This window comes from Acidithiobacillus sp. YTS05 (assembly GCF_024396695.1).
GTDB lineage: Bacteria > Pseudomonadota > Gammaproteobacteria > Acidithiobacillales > Acidithiobacillaceae > Igneacidithiobacillus > Igneacidithiobacillus copahuensis.
This window is the reverse complement of record NZ_CP094359.1, coordinates 147,775-167,562: the sequence shown is the minus strand read 5'-3', so window position 1 is coordinate 167,562 and position 19,788 is coordinate 147,775. Positions and strand designations below refer to the sequence as shown.

Here is a 19,788-nt window from a genome sequence, read left to right as displayed (position 1 = left end):
TCAGATAGCTTATGGATTTCCTCGATCAGGCAATACTCTCTGTCGACAATGCCTTGCGCACCCTCAGCGGGCAAAGCCGGGGCAGCGGTCGCGCCAATCCCGCCGCCGCGTCACCCGACACGCTCTTGCGCCCTTGGGAGCGTCGCCGTGCCGGGCGCATGATGCGCGTCAACCACGCCGGCGAGGTCATGGCCCAGGCACTCTATACTGGTCAGGAAGCTGGCAGCAGCGACCCGGAATTGCGCGCCGTGCTGCGCAAAGCGCGCAGCGAGGAAGAAGATCATCTGCGTTGGTGCGAGGAGCGCCTGCGCGAACTCCACAGCCGCCCCAGCCTGCTCGGGCCGCTCTGGTACGCCAGCGCCTGGGGTATGGGCTATGCCGCCGCGCGCCGCGGTCGCGGGGCCAACCTGGGCCTGGTCGTGGCCGTGGAAAATTTGGTCGAGGAACATCTCAAGGAGCATCTACAGGATCTCTCCCCGGAAGACGAACGCAGTCGCCGTATCCTGGAACAGATGGAGTGCGACGAGGTGGGGCACGCCGAGAAGGCCGAAGAACTGGGCGCTGTGGATTTGCCCCGCCCCCTGCGCATGGCCATGCAGGGCCTGTCTCGGGTGATGACCCGCGGCGCTCTCTGGATTTAGGGAAATCCGGGCGAAGCTAGGCGGAGGCCTTGACCCGCAGCGTACTGCCGCCGGGCAAATGGATGCGATACTTGCCCGCACGCACAGCCTCCGCCATGCTGCCGATGGTCTGCTGGCTGAGCAGCTCGATGACCTCGGCCTTGAGAGGCTTCCAGGCATAGTGTACCGGGCAGGCGGTGGCGTCTTCGCACTTTTTCAGACCCAACACGCAGCCTTGCCCCAGGGGTTTGCGCTCAACGATTTCCACCACATCCAGAATGTTCTTGTCTTCTGCCCCCGGCGCCAACACAAAACCACCGCCGCGACCCTTGCGCGATTCGAGAATGCCGGCCTTGCTGAGGTCCTGCAGGATCTTTGCCAGATATTGGCGCGGTGGCACGCGCGGGTCGTCCGGATCCTTGAGGTACTCCCAGATTTCGCCGCTCAGCACCAACTCTCCCGGCGGCTGGGTGGCAAGATAAATCAGGGCCTGCAGGGCATATTCGCTGGTTTTGCTGAGTAACATTCAGTCTACCGCCGTAAGGGTATAGTCGTGGGTGATTTTGGCCGTCTTGGCCAGCATGATGCTCACCGAGCAGTACTTGTCCGCGGAGAGCTGAATGGCATGGGCAACGCGGCGCGGATCGAGGTCTTTGCCGGTCACGAAAAACTGGAGATGGATTTCGGTAAAGACCTTGGGGTCTTGCTCGGCGCGTTCGGCGCTGATCTCGACCCGGCAGGAGCGAACGTCCTGGCGCGACTTCTGCAGAATCATCAGCACATCGATGCTGGAGCAACCGCCCAGTCCCATGAGGACCATTTCCATGGGCCGCGCGCCGAGATTGTGCCCACCGATGTCGGGCGAGCCATCCATCACCACGCCATGGCCGCTGTCGGCATGGGCTACGAAGGCCACCCCTCCCGAACCCGTCCATTCTACCGTCGCCTGCATAGATTTCTCCTAGGTTACTGCACTCCCCGATTACACTACCACAGCGGGAAAGATGCAATCGCAGGATCTGCAAGAGGCGCGCGCCGAGGGCCAACGCCTGCAGCAGTTCGCCGCCGACATTACGCCGTAGGCTTCCTATTCCGCGAGCAGGGCCAGGTTACTCGCCGGCAAAAAGCTCCTGCAGTGCCTGACCCGGCTGCGCTACGCGCATCAGCCCCTCGCCCACGAGGAAGGCATGAATACCGGCGCTACGCAGGGTTTGCACGTCCGCCGGCTGGCGGATGCCGCTTTCGCTGATCAGCAGTCGCCCCGTGGGAATTTGCGGCAAGAGTTCGATGCTGCGCTGGATATCGGTGACGAAAGTCCGCAAATCGCGATTGTTGATCCCCATCAGGGGGGTCCGCAGGCGCAAGGCGCGGTCCAGCTCTGCGGCATCGTGCGATTCGACCAGTACGCTCATCCCCAGCTCCAGGGCACACGCCTCCAGTTCCGCCATCTGCGCATCGGCTAGCGCCGCCACGATGAGCAGAATCGCATCCGCACCGATGGCGCGCGCCTCCCAGACCTGATAGGGATCGATGAGAAAATCCTTGCGCAGCAGCGGCAGCGCACAGGCCGCGCGCGCCGCCGTCAGATAGCTGTCGCAGCCCTGGAAGAAGGACTCATCGGTGAGCACCGAGAGGCAAGTGGCGCCATGCGCAGCGTAGTCGCGGGCGATTTCCACCGGGTTGAAGTCCTCGCGAATGACCCCTGCCGACGGCGAGGCTTTTTTGATCTCGGCAATGACCGCGGCCTTGCCCGCCCCTGCCCGGTCCAGCAAAGCCTGCGCAAAGGGCCGTGGCGGCGAGGCCAGACGTGCCGCCGACTGGAGATCGGCGAGTGGCAGACGCCTTTGCCGCTGCGCCAGCTCGCGGCGTTTTTCCGCCAGGATTTTTTGCAGTATGTCTTCCATATTTCCTCAGCTTTCGCGGCCCCTCAAAGCTCGCGAGCGCAGTGTAACAGGGCTTCCCATTTCGCCCAGGCGGCACCGCTATCCATCGCCGCGCGTGCGCGCTCTACCCCCGTTGCCAGATCGGGAACCACATCGGCGGCGTAGAGGGCCGCTCCGGCATTGAGGAGGACGATGTCGCGGCGCGGGCCGGGCTCGTTGCGCAAAACCGCCAGGAATACCTGCGCCGCCTCCTTCACATCGGCGATCTGCAGCGCCGCCAGCGGCGCCGCCGGTAGTCCGAATTCCGAAGGTTGCAGACGGTAGCGATGCACCTCACCGGCGCGCAACTCCGCCACTTCCGTGGGGCCAGAGAGGCTGATCTCGTCGAGTCCGTCGTGCCCATGTACCACCAGCACGTGACGCGCGCCCAACTCCCGCGCCGCCTCGGCCAGGGGGGTCAGCCAAGCCTCGCTATACACCCCAAGGACCTGATGCGGGGCACCCGCCGGATTGCTCAGCGGGCCCATGAGATTGAAGAGGGAGCGTATGCCCAGCTCCTTGCGCGGACCGACCGCATGACGCATGGCGCCATGATGGGCGGGGGCGAACAAGAAACCAATGCCAACACTCGCAATACAGGCCGCTACCTGCTCGGGGCGTAGATCCAGGTTGAGGCCAACGGCCTCCAGCACATCGGCGCTGCCACTGCGCCCCGACACCGCACGGTTGCCATGTTTGGCCACCCGCGCCCCAGCCGCAGCGGCCACCACTGCAGCGGCCGTGGAGATATTGAAGGTGCCGCAGGCATCGCCGCCGGTGCCGCAGGTATCCACCAGGTGGCTGTCATCGACCTCGACACGGGTCATAAACGCGCGCAGTGCACGCGTCGCGCCCACCAGCTCCTCCACCCGCTGCCCCTTCATGCGCAGGCCCATGAGCAGGGCCCCCAACTGCGCCGGGGTCCACTCACCGCGCATGATGGCCGCGAAGGCCTCTTCCGCCTCCCGCGCCGAAAGGTCCTGTCCCGCAATGATCCCCTGCAGGATTTCCGGGATCGCTCTCATCGTCCCACCTCCAGGAAATTGCGCAGAAGCTCCTTGCCGTGGCTGCTGAGAATGGATTCGGGATGGAACTGCACCCCTTCCACGGGCAGCTCGCGATGGCGCAGGCCCATGATCTCGCCCTCGGCGGTCCACGCCGTCACCTCCAGACAGTCGGGCAAGGTGTTTCTGGCAACGATCAGGGAATGGTAGCGGGTTGCCGTAAACGGGTCGGGCAAGCCGGCAAAAACGCCCTGCCCGCGATGGTGGATGGGAGAGGTCTTGCCGTGCATCACTTGCTGCGCGCGCACGACCTCGCCACCAAAGGCCTGGCCGATGGCCTGGTGCCCAAGACAGACCCCAAGGATGGGAACCTTGCCGGCAAATTCGCGGATGGCAGCGAGAGACACGCCCGCCTCGTTGGGCGTGCACGGCCCCGGTGAGATACAGATGCGCTCGGGTGCCAGGGCGGCGATGGCCGCCAGGTCGATGGCATCATTGCGTTCCACTCGCACCTCGGCGCCAAGCTCGCCGAAATACTGCACCAGGTTATAGGTAAAGCTGTCGTAATTATCGATCATGAGCAGCATCGGCTTATCTCCCCTCGGGATCGAGACCGTTCTCGGCCATATCCACAGCGCGAAACATGGCGCGGCGCTTGTTCAGGGTCTCTTCCCACTCGGCGGCAGGCGCAGAATCGGCCACGATTCCGCCACCGGCCTGGATGTGTAACTGCCCGTCCTGTACTACTGCCGTGCGGATGGCAATGCAGGTATCCATGTTGCCATTCCAGCCCCAATACCCGACGGCGCCGGCATAGACCCCACGTGCCACCGGCTCTAGCTCGCGGATGATCTCCATGGCGCGGATCTTGGGGGCACCGGATACCGTCCCGGCAGGAAAGGTAGCGCGCAGGGCGTCCATGGCATCGAGCCCGGGGCGCAGACGACCGGTGACCTGCGAGACGATGTGCATGACGTGGGAGTAGCGTTCGATGGCAAAGGAGTCCGTCAGCTGCACAGTACCGGTACTGGCAATCCGCCCCACGTCGTTACGAGCGAGATCGATGAGCATCAGGTGCTCGGCACGCTCCTTGGGATCCGCCAGCAGTTCTTCTTCCAGGGCCTGATCGGCTTCTGCCGTCTTGCCGCGCGGGCGCGTGCCGGCAATGGGCCGCACGGTGACCTCGCCATCCTCCACGCGCACCAGGATTTCCGGCGAGGAACCCACCAGCTGCGTGCGCCCCAGATCCACATAGAACAGATAGGGCGAAGGATTGATACGGCGCAGGGCGCGATAGAGATCCAGGGGCGGCGCGGCGAAGGGGATCGACAGGCGCTGCGAGGGCACGACCTGCATCACATCGCCGGCGCCAATGTATTCGCGAATCCGCTCCACGGCGGCCATATAGCCCGCGCGGCTGAAGCTTGCCTCAAAGTCTTCTTCGTCTACCCGCCCACGCCGCTGCGTCTGGCTCGCGGGTGGCAGCGGACCACGCAGGCGTTCCTCCAGCTCGGCGAGGCGGGCCTGCCCAGCGCTATAGGCATCGGGACGTTGCGGATCGAGTTGCAGCAGAAGTCGCAGGGTACCACGTAGATTGTCGAAGAGCAGGATCTCGTCAGCCACCAGCAACTGGATCTCGGGGAGGTCGAGGGGATCGGGCAGGGGTTCCACCCGCGCCAAACGCGGCTCGATATAGCGGACGATGTCGTAACCAAAATAGCCCACCAGACCGCCGGTAAAGCGGTCGGCGAGATCGTCCGAGGGTGCCGCGCGGAAGCGCTGTCGGAATTCGCTGACCCAGACGAGGGGGTCTGGATGACGGCATTCTTCCTGCAAGACCCCGTCTACGAAGCGCTGGATTCGCTGCCCACGGATCTCGATGCGCTCCCGCGCGGGCAAGCCTATGATGGAATAGCGCCCCCATTTTTCGCCGCCCTGCACCGACTCGAAAAGGTAGGCATAGGGTCCATCTCCGACTTTGAGAAAGGCGGAGAGGGGAGTATCGAGATCGGCAGGGATCTCGCGACTCAGGGGAATACGGTTGTAGCCCTCATGGGCCAGGAACTGAAAACGCTCGGCACTCAGCACGGGTCACCTCGAAATTTGGCAATGAAAATCACAGACCGCCTGCAATCAGCAGCCGCGCCATCGCCAAGCTTTCGTCGCGTACCCGAGAGGTTTCATAGCATCAGAAATTCCAAACCGTCGCTACCGCAACAGGGGTAGCAGTTGCGGCAGTGTATCGATAACGGCATCGGCTGCCAAGTCTGCCAGGGGCATATCGCCACGATAGCCATAACTGACCGCCACCACCGGCATCCCGGCGGCACGGGCGGCCTGGGTATCGTTGATCGAGTCGCCAACCAGCAGGCCACTGTCCGGCCCCACGCCAAAATGCTCCGCCGCGTGCAGAAGGGGCAAGGGATCCGGCTTTTTGCGCGGCAGGCTGTCACCCGACAGAACCAGATCAAAATAGTCGCACAGCCCCAGACGCTCGAGCAGCGGAGCGGTAAACTGCTCCGCCTTGTTGGTGATGCAAACCAGTTTGCGTTGCTGTTCCCGCAGGGTCCGCAGGGCATCCTCTACCCCCGGGTACACGACACTATGGGCCGTCAGATGCGCGCCATAATACGCAGAAAACTCCTGCATGGCGGCATCGAGTTCGGCCTCACTGGGCTCATCCTGAATGGCCAGGGCCCGCCGCATCAGCTCCCGCACGCCATTGCCAATAAACCCGCGAATGACAGGCATGGCTGCCGGCTCTCGCCCCAAGCTGTGCAGGGCGTGATTGGCCGCCCCGGCAAGATCTGGGGCCGTGTCGATGAGGGTGCCATCGAGATCGATCAGCACGATGTCTGCGGCGAAGCTTGCCTGGCTCATCCGCAAGCCCTCAGCCGGCCAGCGCTGCCCGGAAGGCAGCGATGGTGGCCTTGTAATCCGGGGTATTGTAGATGGCACTGCCAGCGACAAACACATCGGCACCAGCGTCGGCCACCTGCCGCACGTTGCTCACCTTCACACCACCATCAACTTCCAGCTCGATGGCCTTGCCGGTAGCGTCGATCCGTTTGCGGATGGCTTCGATCTTGCGCAGACTGTAGTCGATGAAGCTCTGCCCGCCAAAACCCGGATTGACACTCATCACCAGCACCAGATCGATGCTTTCGAGGACGTAATCGAGCACTTCCAGGGGCGTTGCCGGGTTCAGCGATACACCGGCCTTGCATCCAACGCTATGGATGAGCTGGATGGTGCGATCCAGGTGGATGGTCCCCTCCGGATGCACGGTGATGATGTCCGCACCGGCCTTGGCAAACTCCGGAATGATGGCATCCACCGGCGAAATCATCAGATGGACATCGAGCGGCTTCTGGGTATGCGGCTTGATCGCCGCCGCCACCAGCGGTCCGATGGTAAGGTTGGGAACGAAGTGGTTGTCCATCACATCGACGTGGATGTAATCGGCGCCGGCCTCGTCCACCGCGCGCACTTCCTCACCCAGACGGGCGAAGTCGGCCGACAGGATCGAGGGGGAAATCTTGTACTGAGGCATAATACGGCTCCTTGCAAAACGGCTGGAGCGCCCGGAGGCGCCCCAGCACAGCATGCCACCCGCAGGCGGCAGAGGGGCGCAAAGGCTTAGACGCCCTTGACCCGCGGATCGAGATCACCCGCCTTGTACTTCTTGACCATGGTATCCATGGGGATCGCCTTGATCTTGCTGGCCTGACCGGCAGAACCGAAGGCCTCGTAGCGCGCCTTGCAGATGTCACGCATGGCGTCCAGAGAGGCGGTCAGGAACTTGCGCGGATCGAAGTTCTTGGGATTCTTGTACAGGCTCTGGCGCACCGCACCGGTTGCGGCCAGACGCAGATCGGTGTCAATGTTGACCTTGCGCACGCCATACTTGATACCTTCCTGAATCTCTTCCACGGGCACGCCATAGGTCTCGCCGATGTCGCCACCAAACTCGTGAATGATCTTCAGCCAGTCCTGCGGCACCGAGCTGGAGCCGTGCATCACCAGGTGGGTGTCGGGGATGCGCTCGTGGATCTCCTTGACACGGTCGATGCGCAGGATCTTGCCGGTCGGTGGCTGGGTGAACTTGTAGGCGCCGTGACTGGTACCGATGGCGATGGCCAGGGCATCCAGCTTGGTCGATTTGACGAACTGCGCAGCCTCTTCCGGATCGGTAAGGAGCTGGTCATGGCTCAGGCAACCCTCGGCGCCGACGCCATCCTCTTCACCGGCCATACCGGTTTCCAGGGAGCCCAGACAACCCAGCTCACCTTCGACAGTCACGCCCACGGCATGCGCCATTTCCACCACCTTGGCGGTCACCGCGACATTGTAGTCATAGCTGGCGGGGGTCTTGGCGTCTTCCAGCAGGGAGCCGTCCATCATAACGCTGGTGAAGCCAGAACGGATGGCCTGGATGCAGACGGCGGGGCTGGCGCCGTGGTCCTGATGCAGCACCACCGGAATGTCCGGATATTCCTCGACCGCTGCGAGGATCAGATGCCGCAGGAAGGGCTCGCCCGCGTATTTACGGGCACCCGCCGAGGCCTGCAGGATGACCGGCGCGTCGACGGCAGCCGCCGCTTCCATAATCGCGCGCACCTGCTCCAAGTTGTTGACGTTAAAGGCAGGAATGCCATATCCGTGCTCGGCGGCGTGATCGAGCAGTTGCCGCATAGATACCATTGCCATCGCTGTTACCTCACTAGCAGTAGAAAAAACAGTTACGGTTCAAATCTGGCTGGCCGCGCCCACGCGCACCAGCTTCAGGGTATTCGTCCCCCCCGGCGCACCAATCGGCTCACCGATGGTAATCAGGATCAAATCGCCATCCCGCACGACGCCGCGGCGGCGCAACTCATCTTCCGCCGAGCGCATGACCTGCAAGGGATCATCGTGACGACTCTGCGGAAAATTGACCGGATGTACCCCACGATACAGGGTCACCTTGCGTCGCGTATAGACCTGCGGTGTGAGCGCGTAGATCGGCACCCGCGAGTCGGCCCGCGACAGCCACAATGCCGTCGAGCCGCTCTCGGTGAAGGCGGCAATGGCCGCAATTGGCGCGCGTTGGGTGGCAAGGATGGCGGCAGCAGCAATGGTCTCGTCCACCCGCTCCAGAGTTCGGTCGAAGAACGGTTCATCGACATCACAGGGCATCTGCCGCTCGACTTCGAGACAGGTACGCGCCATGGCCGCCACCGCCTCCACAGGATACTGACCGGAGGCCGTCTCGGCGGAGAGCATGACCGCGTCAGTACCATCGAGGACGGCATTGGCAACATCCGATACTTCTGCCCGCGTCGGAATCGGCTGATGGATCATCGATTCCATCATCTGCGTTGCGGTGATGGTGATGCGATGATAGCGATGTGCCATGGCGATGATGCGCTTCTGCACTGGCGGCACCGCAGCATCGCCGATTTCGACGCCCAGGTCTCCGCGGGCGACCATCACCGCCTCGGAAGCCTTCAGGATGTCCTCGATGGCCTCCACCGCCTCGGCGCGTTCGATCTTGGCCACCAGTGCACCATGACCACCGGCTTCCCGAAACAGCCGCCGCGCCTCGTCCATGTCGGCGCCACTGCGCGGAAAGGAAACCGCAAGATAATCCGCCTCCAGCTGCGCAGCGGTAATGATGTCCTGCCGGTCCTTGTCGGTGAGGGCGGGAGCCGTCAGCCCGCCGCCCGCCCGGTTGATGCCCTTGTTGTTGGAGAGTTCGCCACCCTGCACCACGCGAGTGTGGATTTCGTTGCCCTGCACCTTGTCCACCCAGAGCACGATCATGCCGTCGTTGAGCAGCAAGGTCGCGCCGCGCTCGACGTCCTTGACGAGTTGCGGATAGGTCACCCCCACCCGGGTCTGGTCACCAAGTTCGCAGTGGATATCGAGGATAAAGGGGTCCCCCTCGCGTAATTGGATCTTGCCCTCGGCAAACTTGCCGATGCGGATCTTCGGTCCCTGCAGATCGGCGAGAACACCGATGGCACGGCCATGGGCCCGTGCCCGTTCCCGCACCAGTTCCGCCGTACGCAGGTGTCCCTCGGCAGTGCCATGGGAGAAATTGAGGCGCACGACATCCAGGCCCGCCTCGATCAATCGGTCGATGACCTCGGCGGAGCTGCTCGCCGGTCCTAACGTCGCAACAATCTTGGTGCGGCGAATCATATAGGCCTACCCCCGGGCACGAGCCTCTAAAATCTCGAAGGCCGGCAGGGTCTTCCCCTCAAGCACTTCGAGGAAAGCGCCACCGCCGGTAGAGATGTAACCGACGCGATCGGCAATACCATACTTGGCAATCGCGGCCAAGGTATCGCCACCACCGGCGATGGAGAAACCATCACTAGCCGCAATGGCCTCGGCAATGGCCTTGGTACCGCTGGCGAAAGCATCGAACTCAAACACACCCACCGGGCCATTCCACACGATCGTACCGGCCTTCAGGAGCTGATCGGCAAGCTGAGCAGCCGTCTTCGGCCCAATGTCCAAAATCATGTCGTCGGCGCCAACGTCCGTAGCGGCCTTGACCGTAGCCTTGGCATCAGCGGCAAAGCGATCTGCAACCACCACGTCAACAGGAATCGGCACTTCCGCACCGCGCGCCTTCATCTTGGCGATGACCTTTTTGGCCTCGTCGATGAGATCGGGCTCCGCCAGGCTCTTGCCAATGGGCAGACCGGCGGCAAGCAGGAAGGTATTGGCAATACCCCCGCCCACAATCAGGCCATCTACCTTATCCGCGAGGCTCTGCAGGATGGTGAGCTTGGTCGAGACCTTGGAGCCGGCGACAATGGCCACCAAAGGCCGCTTGGGATTGGCAAGGGCCCGGTTGATGGCCTCGATTTCCGCCGCCAGGAGGGGGCCAGCGCAGGCGATCGGCGCATATTTGGCGATGCCGTAGGTGCTGGCCTCCGCGCGGTGGGCGGTACCGAAGGCGTCGTGCACAAAGATGTCGCAGAGCTTGGCGTATTTCTGTGCCAAGGCATCGTCGTTCTTCTTCTCGCCCTTGTTCAGACGGCAGTTCTCCAGCATGACGACTTCACCCGGATGCAGCGCAAAGCCACCGTCCACCCAGTTCTGTTCCAGGCGTACCGGCTTGCCGAGCAACTCCGACAGGCGCTTTGCCACCGGCGCCAGGGAGTCCCGCGCATGGAACTCGCCTTCCGTCGGCCGCCCGAGGTGCGAAGTAATCATCACTGCCGCACCCGCGTCCAGCGCCATCTGCACCGCCGGTACCGAGGCCCGTACCCGGGTATCCTCGGTGATTTCCCCAGTATCGTTGAGCGGGACGTTGAGGTCGGCACGTATGAAGACGCGCTTCCCCTGCGCGTCCCCGCGCTTGCACACTTCCGCAAAGGTCAGGATCTGCATGGGCTCCTCCGCCTCAGTGGCTCGCCACGTGATTGACGAAGCGCAGCATATTGCAGGTGTAGCCGTACTCGTTGTCATACCAGGACACCACCTTGACGAAGGTCGGATCCAACTGAATACCGGCCTTGGCGTCGAAGATGGAAGGAGCGGAGAAGCCGCGGAAGTCCGTCGAGACCACAGCATCTTCGGTGTAAGCCAGAACGCCCCTCAGGGCGCCCTCACTGGCGGCCTTCATGGCCTTGCAGATGTCCTCGTAGCTCGCCTCTTTGTTCAGCTCGGCGGTGAGATCGACCACCGAAACATCAGAGGTGGGCACACGGAAAGCCATGCCGGTGAGCTTTTTATTGAGCTCGGGGATCACCTTACCCACCGCTTTGGCGGCACCCGTGGAAGAAGGAATGATGTTTTCGAGGATGCCGCGGCCGCCCCGCCAGTCCTTGTGGGATGGCCCGTCAACGGTCTTTTGGGTAGCCGTGGCCGCATGCACAGTACTCATCAGTCCGCGCTTGATACCAAAATTGTCGTGCAGCACCTTGGCCACCGGCGCCAGACAGTTGGTGGTGCAGGAGGCCGCAGAGACAATCTTTTCGCCGGCATATTTGGCGTGGTTGACGCCGTAGACGAACATGGGGGTATCGTCCTTGGAAGGCGCCGACTGCACCACCTTTTTGGCACCGGCATCGACATGCTTCTGGCAGGTCTCCGTAGTCAGGAAGAAGCCCGTGGATTCGATGACGACATCCACGTCGACTTCTCCCCACTTGAGCTCCGCCGGGTCCTTCTCTGCGGTCAGGCGGATGGTCTTGCCGTTGACGATCAGGCTATTCCCCTCAACGCGTACGTCACCAGCGAAGCGGCCGTGCACGGAATCATACTGCAACATGTACGCAAGGTAGTCAGGAGGTAGGAGGTCGTTGATGGCAACGACGTCCAGATGCTGGAATTCGGCCTCCTTGGCGATCGCTCGGAAGGCCATGCGGCCGATACGCCCAAACCCATTGATACCAACACGAATGCTCATGGCAAACTCCTCAGATTATTAAAATGAAAGTCTTATAGCGCCTTGAACCGTGCGACGACGTTGTCCACGGTAAAGCCGAATTTCTCGAAGAGGATCGGGGCCGGGGCCGAGGCGCCGAAGTGATCGATCCCGACCACCGCGCCCTGCAGGCCCACGTATTTGTACCACAGGCCCGTGGTGCCGGCCTCCACCGCCAAGCGCTTGCTCAGAGCAGCGGGGAGCACGCTTTCGCGGTAGGCCGCATCCTGCGCATCGAAGAGCTCCAGGCAGGGCATGGACACCACGCGTACCTCAACGCCCTGCTCGGCCAGTTTGCCCTGCGCCGCCAGCGCCAGCTCCACTTCGGAGCCGCTGGCAATCAGGATACCGGTAGGCTTGCCATTGGCAGCATCCTTGACGACATACCCACCGCGACGGGCGCCATCGACCGTGGCATCCGTATGCGCCATGGCAGGCAAGTTCTGTCGACTCAGGGCCAGCAGGCTGGGAGTCTTCTCCTGTCGCACCGAGGATTCCCAGGCAATCGCAGTCTCTACCGCATCGGCGGGACGCCAGACATGCAGGTTGGGGATCAAGCGCAGGCTGTTGACCTGCTCGATGGGCTGGTGGGTCGGACCGTCTTCACCCAAACCAATGGAGTCGTGGGTCATGACGTAGACGACGCGCAATCCCATAAGAGCCGACATGCGGATGGCATTGCGGCTGTAATCCGAGAAGATCAGGAAGGTGCCACCAAAAGGCAGGAAACCACCATAGAGGGTGACGCCGTTCATGATGGCCGACATACCGAACTCGCGCACGCCGTAGTGAATGTAATTGCCATCTACCTTGTTCTTGCCGAGGTCTTCTGCTTCCTTCCAGCGGGTATTGTTGGATGGGCTCAGATCGGCAGAACCACCGATGAATTCGGGCAAAGAGGCCGCGATGCCCTGAATGGTTTTGCCAGACGCAACGCGGGTGGCGATTTTTGGCGACTCGGCACGGAAATCGGCAATGACCTTGGCGATGGCTGCATCAAACTCTGTGCTCGGTTTGCCCTGCAGCCGGCGCTCGAATTCCGCCGCCTCCTTGGGGAAAGCCGTTTTGTAGGCAGCAAATTTCTCCTGCCAGTTCGATTCCGCAGCCTTACCCTTGGCCCGCGCATCCCAACCCTGGTAGATCTCCTGGGGCACAAAGAAGGCCTCGTCGGACTTCCAGCCGAGATGCTTGCGGGTGGCGGCAACTTCGTCAGCGCCGAGAGCCGCACCATGCACGTCATGGGTCCCAGCCTTGTTCGGCGAGCCCTCGCCAATCACCGTCTTGCAGCAGATCAGCACGGGCTTGCTGGCCTGGGAGCGGGCCTCGACAATGGCCTTCTTCACCGCCTCGGGGTCATGACCATTGATGTTGCGGATGACGTGCCAGCCATAGGCCTCGAAACGCGCCGGGGTGTCGTCGGCGAACCAGTTGTCTACGTGGCCATCGATGGAAATGTTGTTGTCGTCGTAGAAGCAGATGAGCTTGTTCAGGCCCCAAACCCCGGCCAGGGAACAGGCCTCGTGGGACACACCTTCCATAAGACAGCCATCGCCCAGGAAGACGTAGGTGTAATTGTCGACAATCTCGTGACCCGGACGGTTGAATTGCTTGGCCAGTAGGCGCTCGGCCAGGGCCATACCGACGCCGTTCGCCAATCCCTGACCCAAGGGACCCGTAGTGGTCTCGACTCCCGGCGTGTCGCGATACTCGGGATGACCGGGCGTTTTGCTATGCCACTGGCGGAAGGCCTTGATGTCGTCAAGGGAGAGATCGTAGCCGCTCAGGTGCAGCAAAGCGTACTGCAACATGGAGCCATGGCCGTTGGAGAGCAGGAAGCGATCGCGCCCCGCCCAATGCGGATTGGCGGGGTTGTGAACCAGGAAGTCGTTCCAGAGCACTTCGGCGATGTCCGCCATTCCCATGGGCATGCCCGGATGGCCGCTGTTGGCCTTCTGCACGGCATCGATGGAAAGGATACGGATGGCGTTGGCGAGTTCGGTACGAGATACGGTCATATAGGCTCCTCAGAGAGGCGACCGGCGAAAAACCGGGCGCCGCAGCTAGTTTCAAGAAATCAGTCGTCGGCCCGCTGATGGGTACGCACCCGGCGCAGGATGCCGTCGTGACCAGAAATCACGAGGCTTTCGCTCTCGACGAAGAAATGCGAGCGGGATACACCATCCAGGATATCGCCGCTGGTCAGGCCGGTGGCGACAAAGAGAACGTCATCGCTGGCCACCAGCTCATCGCGGCCAATCCACTGACCCACCTTGAGCCCGGCCTCGGCGATGGCTTCTGCCTCACCCGGCTTCTGCGGCGCCAGGGCACCAAACATGTCGGCGCCCATGGCGCGCGCGGCACAGGCGGTGATCACGCCCTCGGGGGTGCCACCAATACCCATCATTGCATCCACTTTGGTGCCGAGGGCAGCCATGATGCCACCACTCACGTCGCCATCCGTCTGCAGGCGCACCGTGGCGCCGGCGGCCTGAATTTCCTTGATCATGCCATCATGACGCGGCTTTTTCAGCAAAAAGATGCGCAGCTCCTTGACATCCTTGCCCAGCGCCTTGGCCAGCGCATGCAACTTGTCCTTCATGGGAGCCGCCGGGTCGATCTTGCCACGCGCCGGCGCCGGCACTACCAGCTTGTCCATATAGAAGGCCGGGCCAGGGCGGAACATGCTGCCCTTGGGAGCAGCGGCCAGCACGCAAATGGAACCCGGCATGCCATAGGACATAAAGGTGGTCCCTTCTACCGGATCAACGGCGATATCGACTTCGGGACCCGAGCCGGAACCCACGGTCTCGCCGTTGTAAAGCATCGGGGCTTCATCTTTCTCGCCTTCACCGATGACCACCGTACCGCGCATGTGCACTTGCGCCAGGGCCGCGCGCATGGCGTCCACCGCGGCACCATCCCCCTGCTCCTTTTCGCCTCGACCAATCCAGCTGCTGGCAGCGCGCGCTGCAGTTTCGGTGACAGGGAGGAGGCTCAGAGCCAGATTGCGGATGGTAGCCATAGGGGACGTCCTTCAGGTGGCGATAGAAATAGGCCCAAGGATAAAGCAAGCGAGGCTTTTTGGGAACTCGACTGTTTGACTGTTTGATAAACAATGATGCAGTTTGACGGGGTAACGGCGGAGTTCCCGCATCTCCAAAGCAGTCCTCTCGGCGCTACCTACTCCGCGGGATGACGCAAGATCGACTCCGTAGCGACGTTGGCAAGATATTCCCGCCAGGCGGCGTGCAACTGCGGGTCCAGGGTAGCCAGCACCGAGGTCTTCTGCAGATTCCGCAGGGGCAGGGCTACGCCGTCCAGGGTGCTCATCTGGCCGCCCGCTTCCTGGAGAATCAGCGACCCTGCCGCGCGGTCCCAAAGCTGCTGTGCTCCGTGCAGGTAGAAGTGATAGTACCCGGCCGCCAACCAGCTCCACTCCAGCACGCAGCTGCCAAAATTGCGCTGGCTGTGAAACGGTTGCTGGGTCAGCAGACGCAGCGCCAGCTCTCGAGTCAGACGTTTGTAGTCCACCACGCCCACCGTGGCCCGCAGGTTCGGGGCCTGGCGCGTGTGCAGAGGCGTACCATTCACGAAGGCTCCACCACCGCGTCGGGCAGTAAACAGGGTTTCGCGCGTGGGATCGTAAATCCAGGCCTGTAAGGGTCCAGCGTCGTCCAACAGCGCCAGGCTGATGCCAAAGACTGGCACTCCGGCAGCAAAATTACTGGTCCCATCCAGGGGATCGAGACACCAGAGAAGTTCTGCACGACGCAGCCGTTCGGCCTGTTCCGCCGCGCTCATCTCTTCCCCCAGCAGGGGGATTTCGGGATAGCGACGGAGCAGGGCATCCTGCAGGAAGTTCTGACTGTCGATGTCGGCACTGGTGACGATGCTGCCATCTGGCTTGCGCGAACTGGCCACCCGTTGGTAACCGGGCAGGATGATGGTCTCGGCACAGCGGCGGAGCTGTTGTCCGATCCAGTCACCATCGATTTGCCGCAAGTCTTTCATGCCGCAAGGATAGATCAGTGTGCTGCTGCGGTCATCCCGATCTTTGCGAGAAAGGACAGATCGCCCACAATAGGGCCATGCCTCGCATCCATCTCTACAGCGAAGTCACGCCCCAGCTGGGCGAATTTGCCCTGGCCGAAGCGCCCAGCCATCACCTGCTGCGGGTGCTGCGCGCCCGCCGCGGACAGGAGCTCACCCTGTTCACCGGCGATGGACGGGAGTATGCCGCGACACTGACCGGGGTGACGGGGAAGGCGGCGCTGCTGGCGGTGGAAGAGGTGGGCCTGCGCGACACCGCCAGCCCCCTCGCGGTGACCCTGGCGGTGCCCGTGTTGCGTGGCGAGCGCTGGGATTGGTTGCTGCAAAAGGCTACCGAACTCGGCGTGGCGCGAATCCAACCGCTGCATAGCCGCTTTTGCCAGGTTCCGCTGGCAGAGGCCCAAGGCGAAAAAAGGCAAAAGCGTTGGCAGGAGATCCTCATCGCCGCGGCTGAACAAAGTCAGGCCACCCGCCTGCCTGCCCTCGCGCCAGCACTGTCCCTGGCTGACTATCTGCAACAGCCACATGCGCCAACCTGCCTGATCTTTGATAGCGCCGCAGAAGAGGGCCTGAATACCATGCCCCGTCCGCCGGTGAACCAGGTGGACCTGTTGACGGGTCCGGAGGGGGGGCTGGCCGCGGAGGAACTCCAGGCAGCCGAAAGCGGGGGGTTTTTGCTGCGGCGCTGCGGGCCCCGCATCCTGCGTGCGGAAACCGCTCCCATCGCTGCGCTGGCGATTTTGCAGGCCCGCTGGGGCGATCTTGGTTGACAGCGCGGCCATTGCGCCGGACCATGCAGAAAATTGTCTGGAGCCGAACTCGATGGATATCCTCTTAGCCAATCCGCGCGGCTTTTGTGCCGGTGTCAATCGTGCCATCCAAATCGTCGATCGCGCACTGGAGCTCTTTGGTGCCCCGATCTACGTGCGTCACGAGGTGGTGCACAACCGCCATGTAGTGGATGACCTGCGCAATCGCGGGGCGGTTTTCGTCGAAGAGCTCGACGAGATTCCCGATGGCGCCACGGTCATCTTCAGTGCTCACGGTGTCCCCTTGGCCGTGCGGCAGCGGGCCGAGGAGCGCGGCCTGACCGTTTTCGATGCCACCTGCCCGCTGGTGACCAAAGTGCACATGGAGGTCAAGAAATACAGTCGGGAGGGCATGGAGATGGTATTGATCGGCCATGCCGGCCACCCGGAGGTGGAAGGCACCATGGGCCAGGTTGAATCCGGCATGATGTACCTGGTCTCGGATGTGGCCGATGTACAGCGTCTGCAGCCACGCGACCCCGAGCGTCTGGCGTATATCACCCAGACGACCCTGAGCATGGATGATACGGCGGAAGTGATCCAGGCACTGCGGGATCGCTTTCCCGCGATTCAGGGCCCCAAAAAAGATGACATCTGCTATGCCACCCAGAATCGTCAGGATGCGGTAAAAAAACTCGTACCCGAGGTCGATATTCTGCTGGTGGTCGGGGCACCGAACAGTTCCAACTCCAGTCGCCTGGCCGAACTGGGGCAACGCCTTGGCACCGCCACGCATCTGATTGAAGATGCCAGCCAGCTGCGGCAGGAGTGGTTTACCGGTAACCCGAGCATTGGTATCAGTGCCGGGGCCTCGGCGCCCGAATCCTTGGTGCAGGAGATCATCAACACGCTGGCCTCCTGGGGCGCACAGCAACCGCAGGAGCTGCCTGGCGTCGAAGAAAAGGTAACCTTCAGTCTTCCCCTGGCCCTGGCGCAGGCGACCCATCGCGCCTAGAACCGGTCGGCTCCATATCCCGCGTTTGCAGCTCGCGTAGCTGCAATTCGCGAACCTGTGAGTCTATAGGTTCCGGCGGTGGAATCTCCCGCTCGCCTACCGTGGCACCCAGGTCAGGAAATTTTCGCGCCGAAACCAGTACCCGGGTCTCCAGCGAAGCCGTAGCCTTGTTGTAGGACTGCACCGCACTTTGCAATTGCTTCCCCACCTTCCCCCAATGATCTGCCAGAGTGAGTAAACGATCATGCAGTTCACGGCCCAAAGCACTGATGGCCTGGGCATTGGCCGCCACGACCTCCTGCCGCCAACCATAGGCGGCCGCCCGCAGCAGAGCGATCAAGGTGGTCGGCGTGGCGACCAAAACCTTCTGTTCTACCCCATATTCGATGAGCGCTGGGTCCACCTGCAGGGCGGCACTGAAGAAATCCTCCCCCGGCAGGAAAAGCACCACGAACTCCGGGCTGGGTAACTCCTCCCAATAAGATTTTCGTCCCAGTTGTTGGAGATGGGTACGCAACTCACTCGCGTGCTTGCGCAGAAACTGCTGACGCTCCTCCTCGGACTCCGCCTCGACGGCCTGTAGATAGCCATTCAGGGGCGCCTTGGCATCGACCACGATCTCTTTGCCGCCCGGCAAATGGACCAATAAATCGGGGCGCTGCTGTCCCTGCTCGGTCTGCATGCTGGCCTGTTCGACGAAATCACAGTGATCGAGCATCCCGGCCATTTCCACCACCCGCCGCAGTTGCAGCTCGCCCCATCGACCGCGCGCAGCAGGTTGACGCAACGCCTTGACCAAAGCTGCCGTTTCGCGGTGTAAGCGCGGCAGATGGTCTTGTACCAGGCCACGCAACTGCTCACTCAGGGCGCTGTAGGCGGAAGTCCGCACCTGTTCGAGCCCATCCAGGCGCTCATTCATTTTTCCCAGAGACTCGCGCAACGGGGTGACGAACTGGCTGAAGGCAGTTTGCCGTCCCTCCCAATCCTGCCGGGCTTGCTCTTGGAAGCGGGCGAGGTTCTCTTGGGCCAAGCGCAGGAAGTCTTCATTGTTGCGGCGCAGGGCAGCGCCGGAAAGGGCAGCAAAGGACTCGCGCAGGCGCTCCTCGGCCTGGCTGAGCAATTGCTGTTTTTCCGCGGCTTGCCGACGTTCCTGGAGCAGACGTTCCTGTAATTCGGCCAGGCGCGCGTTTTGCCGAGTGAGCTCCTCCTGCAGGCGCGTTTGTTCCTCGCGCAATGGCTCTAGCTGCGCAAGACTCGCCTCAGCAGAAGCCAAGGCAATCCGGCTTTCCTGTAGCTGAATGGAGAGCGTGCGGATTTCTTCGCGCGCCTGTCGCAGCGACTCTTCCACCTGCAACGCCTCACTAAGCTTAGACTGACAGAGCCGTGACTCGCCCCGCCACCAAAGCCAAAGCGCGAGCGCGCCCAGCAAGGCGCCGCTGCCAAAGGCAGCGACGATCCATGCCAAGAAAGACACGCGCTACAGATCCCCTCAGCCGCTCAACTGCGAGGTACAGTTGGGGCAACGGCTGGCCGCCAAGGGTATGGCGGTTGCACAAAATGGGCAATCTTTGGTCGTGACTGGCGCGACTGGTTTCGGATAGAGGCGATTGATGGTGTGCACCAAGAGGAAAATCACGAAAGCGATGATCAGGAAGCTGATGATGGACATGATGAACAGGCCATAGTTCCAGGTCACCGCACCGGCCTTCTCGGCGGCCGCTAGAGTGAGGTAGGGTCCCGGGGTCTTGCCCTCGTGGAGCACGAGAAAGAGGTTACTGAAGTCCACTTTCCCCAGCACCAGGCCGATGGGCGGCATGACGATGTTTTTCACCAGCGAAGTGACAATGGCGGAAAAGGCGCTACCGACGACAAAGGCGACGGCAAGATCGATGACATTACCGCGCTGCAAGAAAATTTTGAAATCCTTAAAAAACTGACTCATGTTTCCTCCCTTGTTTCTGTTGGACTGTCACCGGAGTCTAGCAAGCTGGCGGCGGGCA

General features: G+C 62.2%; 20 protein-coding genes. 3 read left to right on the top strand and 17 right to left on the bottom strand.

All coding sequences use genetic code 11. The annotated features are described in order from the left end of the window. The first annotated feature begins 11 nt into the window (after positions 1 to 11). On the top strand, positions 12 to 641 hold the full coding sequence (gene coq7, locus MQE22_RS00740; RefSeq protein WP_215871378.1) for a 2-polyprenyl-3-methyl-6-methoxy-1,4-benzoquinone monooxygenase: 630 nt from the start codon (positions 12 to 14) through the stop codon (positions 639 to 641). A 16-nt stretch (positions 642 to 657) separates the two neighbouring features. Here coq7 and MQE22_RS00735 read toward each other — a convergent pair whose 3' ends face one another. The 15 genes from MQE22_RS00735 to MQE22_RS00665 all read right to left on the bottom strand — a co-directional run bounded on the left by MQE22_RS00735 (position 658) and on the right by MQE22_RS00665 (position 15,985). Next, complete coding sequence (locus MQE22_RS00735) at positions 658 to 1,146, bottom strand: RrF2 family transcriptional regulator (RefSeq protein ID WP_215871379.1); 489 nt, start codon at positions 1,144 to 1,146, stop codon at positions 658 to 660. After that, positions 1,147 to 1,572: an OsmC family protein gene (locus tag MQE22_RS00730; protein WP_215871380.1), complete on the bottom strand. Its 426-nt coding sequence runs from the start codon at positions 1,570 to 1,572 to the stop codon at positions 1,147 to 1,149. 157 nt (positions 1,573 to 1,729) lie between these two features. Then, positions 1,730 to 2,524, bottom strand: coding sequence for an indole-3-glycerol phosphate synthase TrpC (trpC, locus tag MQE22_RS00725; RefSeq protein ID WP_215871381.1), 795 nt, complete (start codon positions 2,522 to 2,524; stop codon positions 1,730 to 1,732). A gap of 23 nt (positions 2,525 to 2,547) precedes the next feature. Beyond that, positions 2,548 to 3,567, bottom strand: coding sequence for an anthranilate phosphoribosyltransferase (gene trpD, locus MQE22_RS00720; RefSeq protein ID WP_215871382.1), 1,020 nt, complete (start codon positions 3,565 to 3,567; stop codon positions 2,548 to 2,550). Beyond that, on the bottom strand, positions 3,564 to 4,133 hold the full coding sequence (gene pabA / locus MQE22_RS00715) for an aminodeoxychorismate/anthranilate synthase component II (RefSeq protein WP_215871383.1): 570 nt from the start codon (positions 4,131 to 4,133) through the stop codon (positions 3,564 to 3,566). Before pabA ends, trpD begins: the two co-directional genes overlap by 4 nt. A 4-nt stretch (positions 4,134 to 4,137) precedes the next feature. Further along, positions 4,138 to 5,634 (bottom strand): anthranilate synthase component I, encoded by a 1,497-nt coding sequence (gene trpE, locus MQE22_RS00710; RefSeq protein ID WP_215871384.1) that lies wholly within the window; start codon positions 5,632 to 5,634, stop codon positions 4,138 to 4,140. A gap of 120 nt (positions 5,635 to 5,754) precedes the next feature. Continuing rightward, positions 5,755 to 6,426 (bottom strand): phosphoglycolate phosphatase, encoded by a 672-nt coding sequence (locus MQE22_RS00705; protein ID WP_215871385.1) that lies wholly within the window; start codon positions 6,424 to 6,426, stop codon positions 5,755 to 5,757. 10 nt (positions 6,427 to 6,436) lie between these two features. Then, positions 6,437 to 7,099, bottom strand: coding sequence for a ribulose-phosphate 3-epimerase (gene rpe, locus MQE22_RS00700; RefSeq protein WP_215871386.1), 663 nt, complete (start codon positions 7,097 to 7,099; stop codon positions 6,437 to 6,439). An 86-nt stretch (positions 7,100 to 7,185) separates the two neighbouring features. After that, positions 7,186 to 8,256, bottom strand: a complete 1,071-nt coding sequence (gene fba, locus MQE22_RS00695; protein ID WP_215871387.1) for a class II fructose-bisphosphate aldolase — start codon at positions 8,254 to 8,256, stop codon at positions 7,186 to 7,188. Positions 8,257 to 8,295: 39 nt separating this feature from the next. Continuing rightward, the gene (gene pyk, locus MQE22_RS00690; protein ID WP_215871388.1) at positions 8,296 to 9,732 is read right to left on the bottom strand and encodes a pyruvate kinase; all 1,437 of its coding nucleotides are present in this window, start codon (positions 9,730 to 9,732) and stop codon (positions 8,296 to 8,298) included. Positions 9,733 to 9,738: 6 nt separating this feature from the next. Then, on the bottom strand, positions 9,739 to 10,935 hold the full coding sequence (locus MQE22_RS00685) for a phosphoglycerate kinase (protein WP_215871389.1): 1,197 nt from the start codon (positions 10,933 to 10,935) through the stop codon (positions 9,739 to 9,741). 13 nt (positions 10,936 to 10,948) lie between these two features. Continuing rightward, positions 10,949 to 11,956, bottom strand: a complete 1,008-nt coding sequence (gap, locus tag MQE22_RS00680) for a type I glyceraldehyde-3-phosphate dehydrogenase (RefSeq protein ID WP_215871390.1) — start codon at positions 11,954 to 11,956, stop codon at positions 10,949 to 10,951. Between the two features lie 32 nt (positions 11,957 to 11,988). Beyond that, entirely contained in the window at positions 11,989 to 13,989 is a 2,001-nt protein-coding gene (gene tkt, locus MQE22_RS00675; protein ID WP_215871391.1) for a transketolase, read from the bottom strand. 59 nt (positions 13,990 to 14,048) lie between these two features. Then, the gene (gene glpX, locus MQE22_RS00670; protein ID WP_215871392.1) at positions 14,049 to 14,996 is read right to left on the bottom strand and encodes a class II fructose-bisphosphatase; all 948 of its coding nucleotides are present in this window, start codon (positions 14,994 to 14,996) and stop codon (positions 14,049 to 14,051) included. Positions 14,997 to 15,154: 158 nt separating this feature from the next. Further along, entirely contained in the window at positions 15,155 to 15,985 is an 831-nt protein-coding gene (locus MQE22_RS00665) for an inositol monophosphatase family protein (RefSeq protein WP_215871393.1), read from the bottom strand. 77 nt (positions 15,986 to 16,062) lie between these two features. Here MQE22_RS00665 and MQE22_RS00660 point away from each other — a divergent pair, with 77 nt between their 5' ends. After that, a complete protein-coding gene (locus MQE22_RS00660) occupies positions 16,063 to 16,794 on the top strand; it encodes a 16S rRNA (uracil(1498)-N(3))-methyltransferase (protein ID WP_215871394.1) in 732 nt (243 codons plus the stop codon). A 52-nt stretch (positions 16,795 to 16,846) separates the two neighbouring features. Next, on the top strand, positions 16,847 to 17,788 hold the full coding sequence (ispH, locus tag MQE22_RS00655; RefSeq protein ID WP_215871395.1) for a 4-hydroxy-3-methylbut-2-enyl diphosphate reductase: 942 nt from the start codon (positions 16,847 to 16,849) through the stop codon (positions 17,786 to 17,788). Here ispH and MQE22_RS00650 read toward each other — a convergent pair. Continuing rightward, positions 17,745 to 19,262, bottom strand: coding sequence for a DNA recombination protein RmuC (locus tag MQE22_RS00650; RefSeq protein ID WP_255789922.1), 1,518 nt, complete (start codon positions 19,260 to 19,262; stop codon positions 17,745 to 17,747). The two genes, ispH and MQE22_RS00650, sit on opposite strands and share 44 nt — an antisense overlap. A 15-nt stretch (positions 19,263 to 19,277) precedes the next feature. Then, a complete protein-coding gene (gene mscL / locus MQE22_RS00645; RefSeq protein WP_215871396.1) occupies positions 19,278 to 19,730 on the bottom strand; it encodes a large conductance mechanosensitive channel protein MscL in 453 nt (150 codons plus the stop codon). Between the last annotated feature and the right edge of the window lie 58 nt (positions 19,731 to 19,788).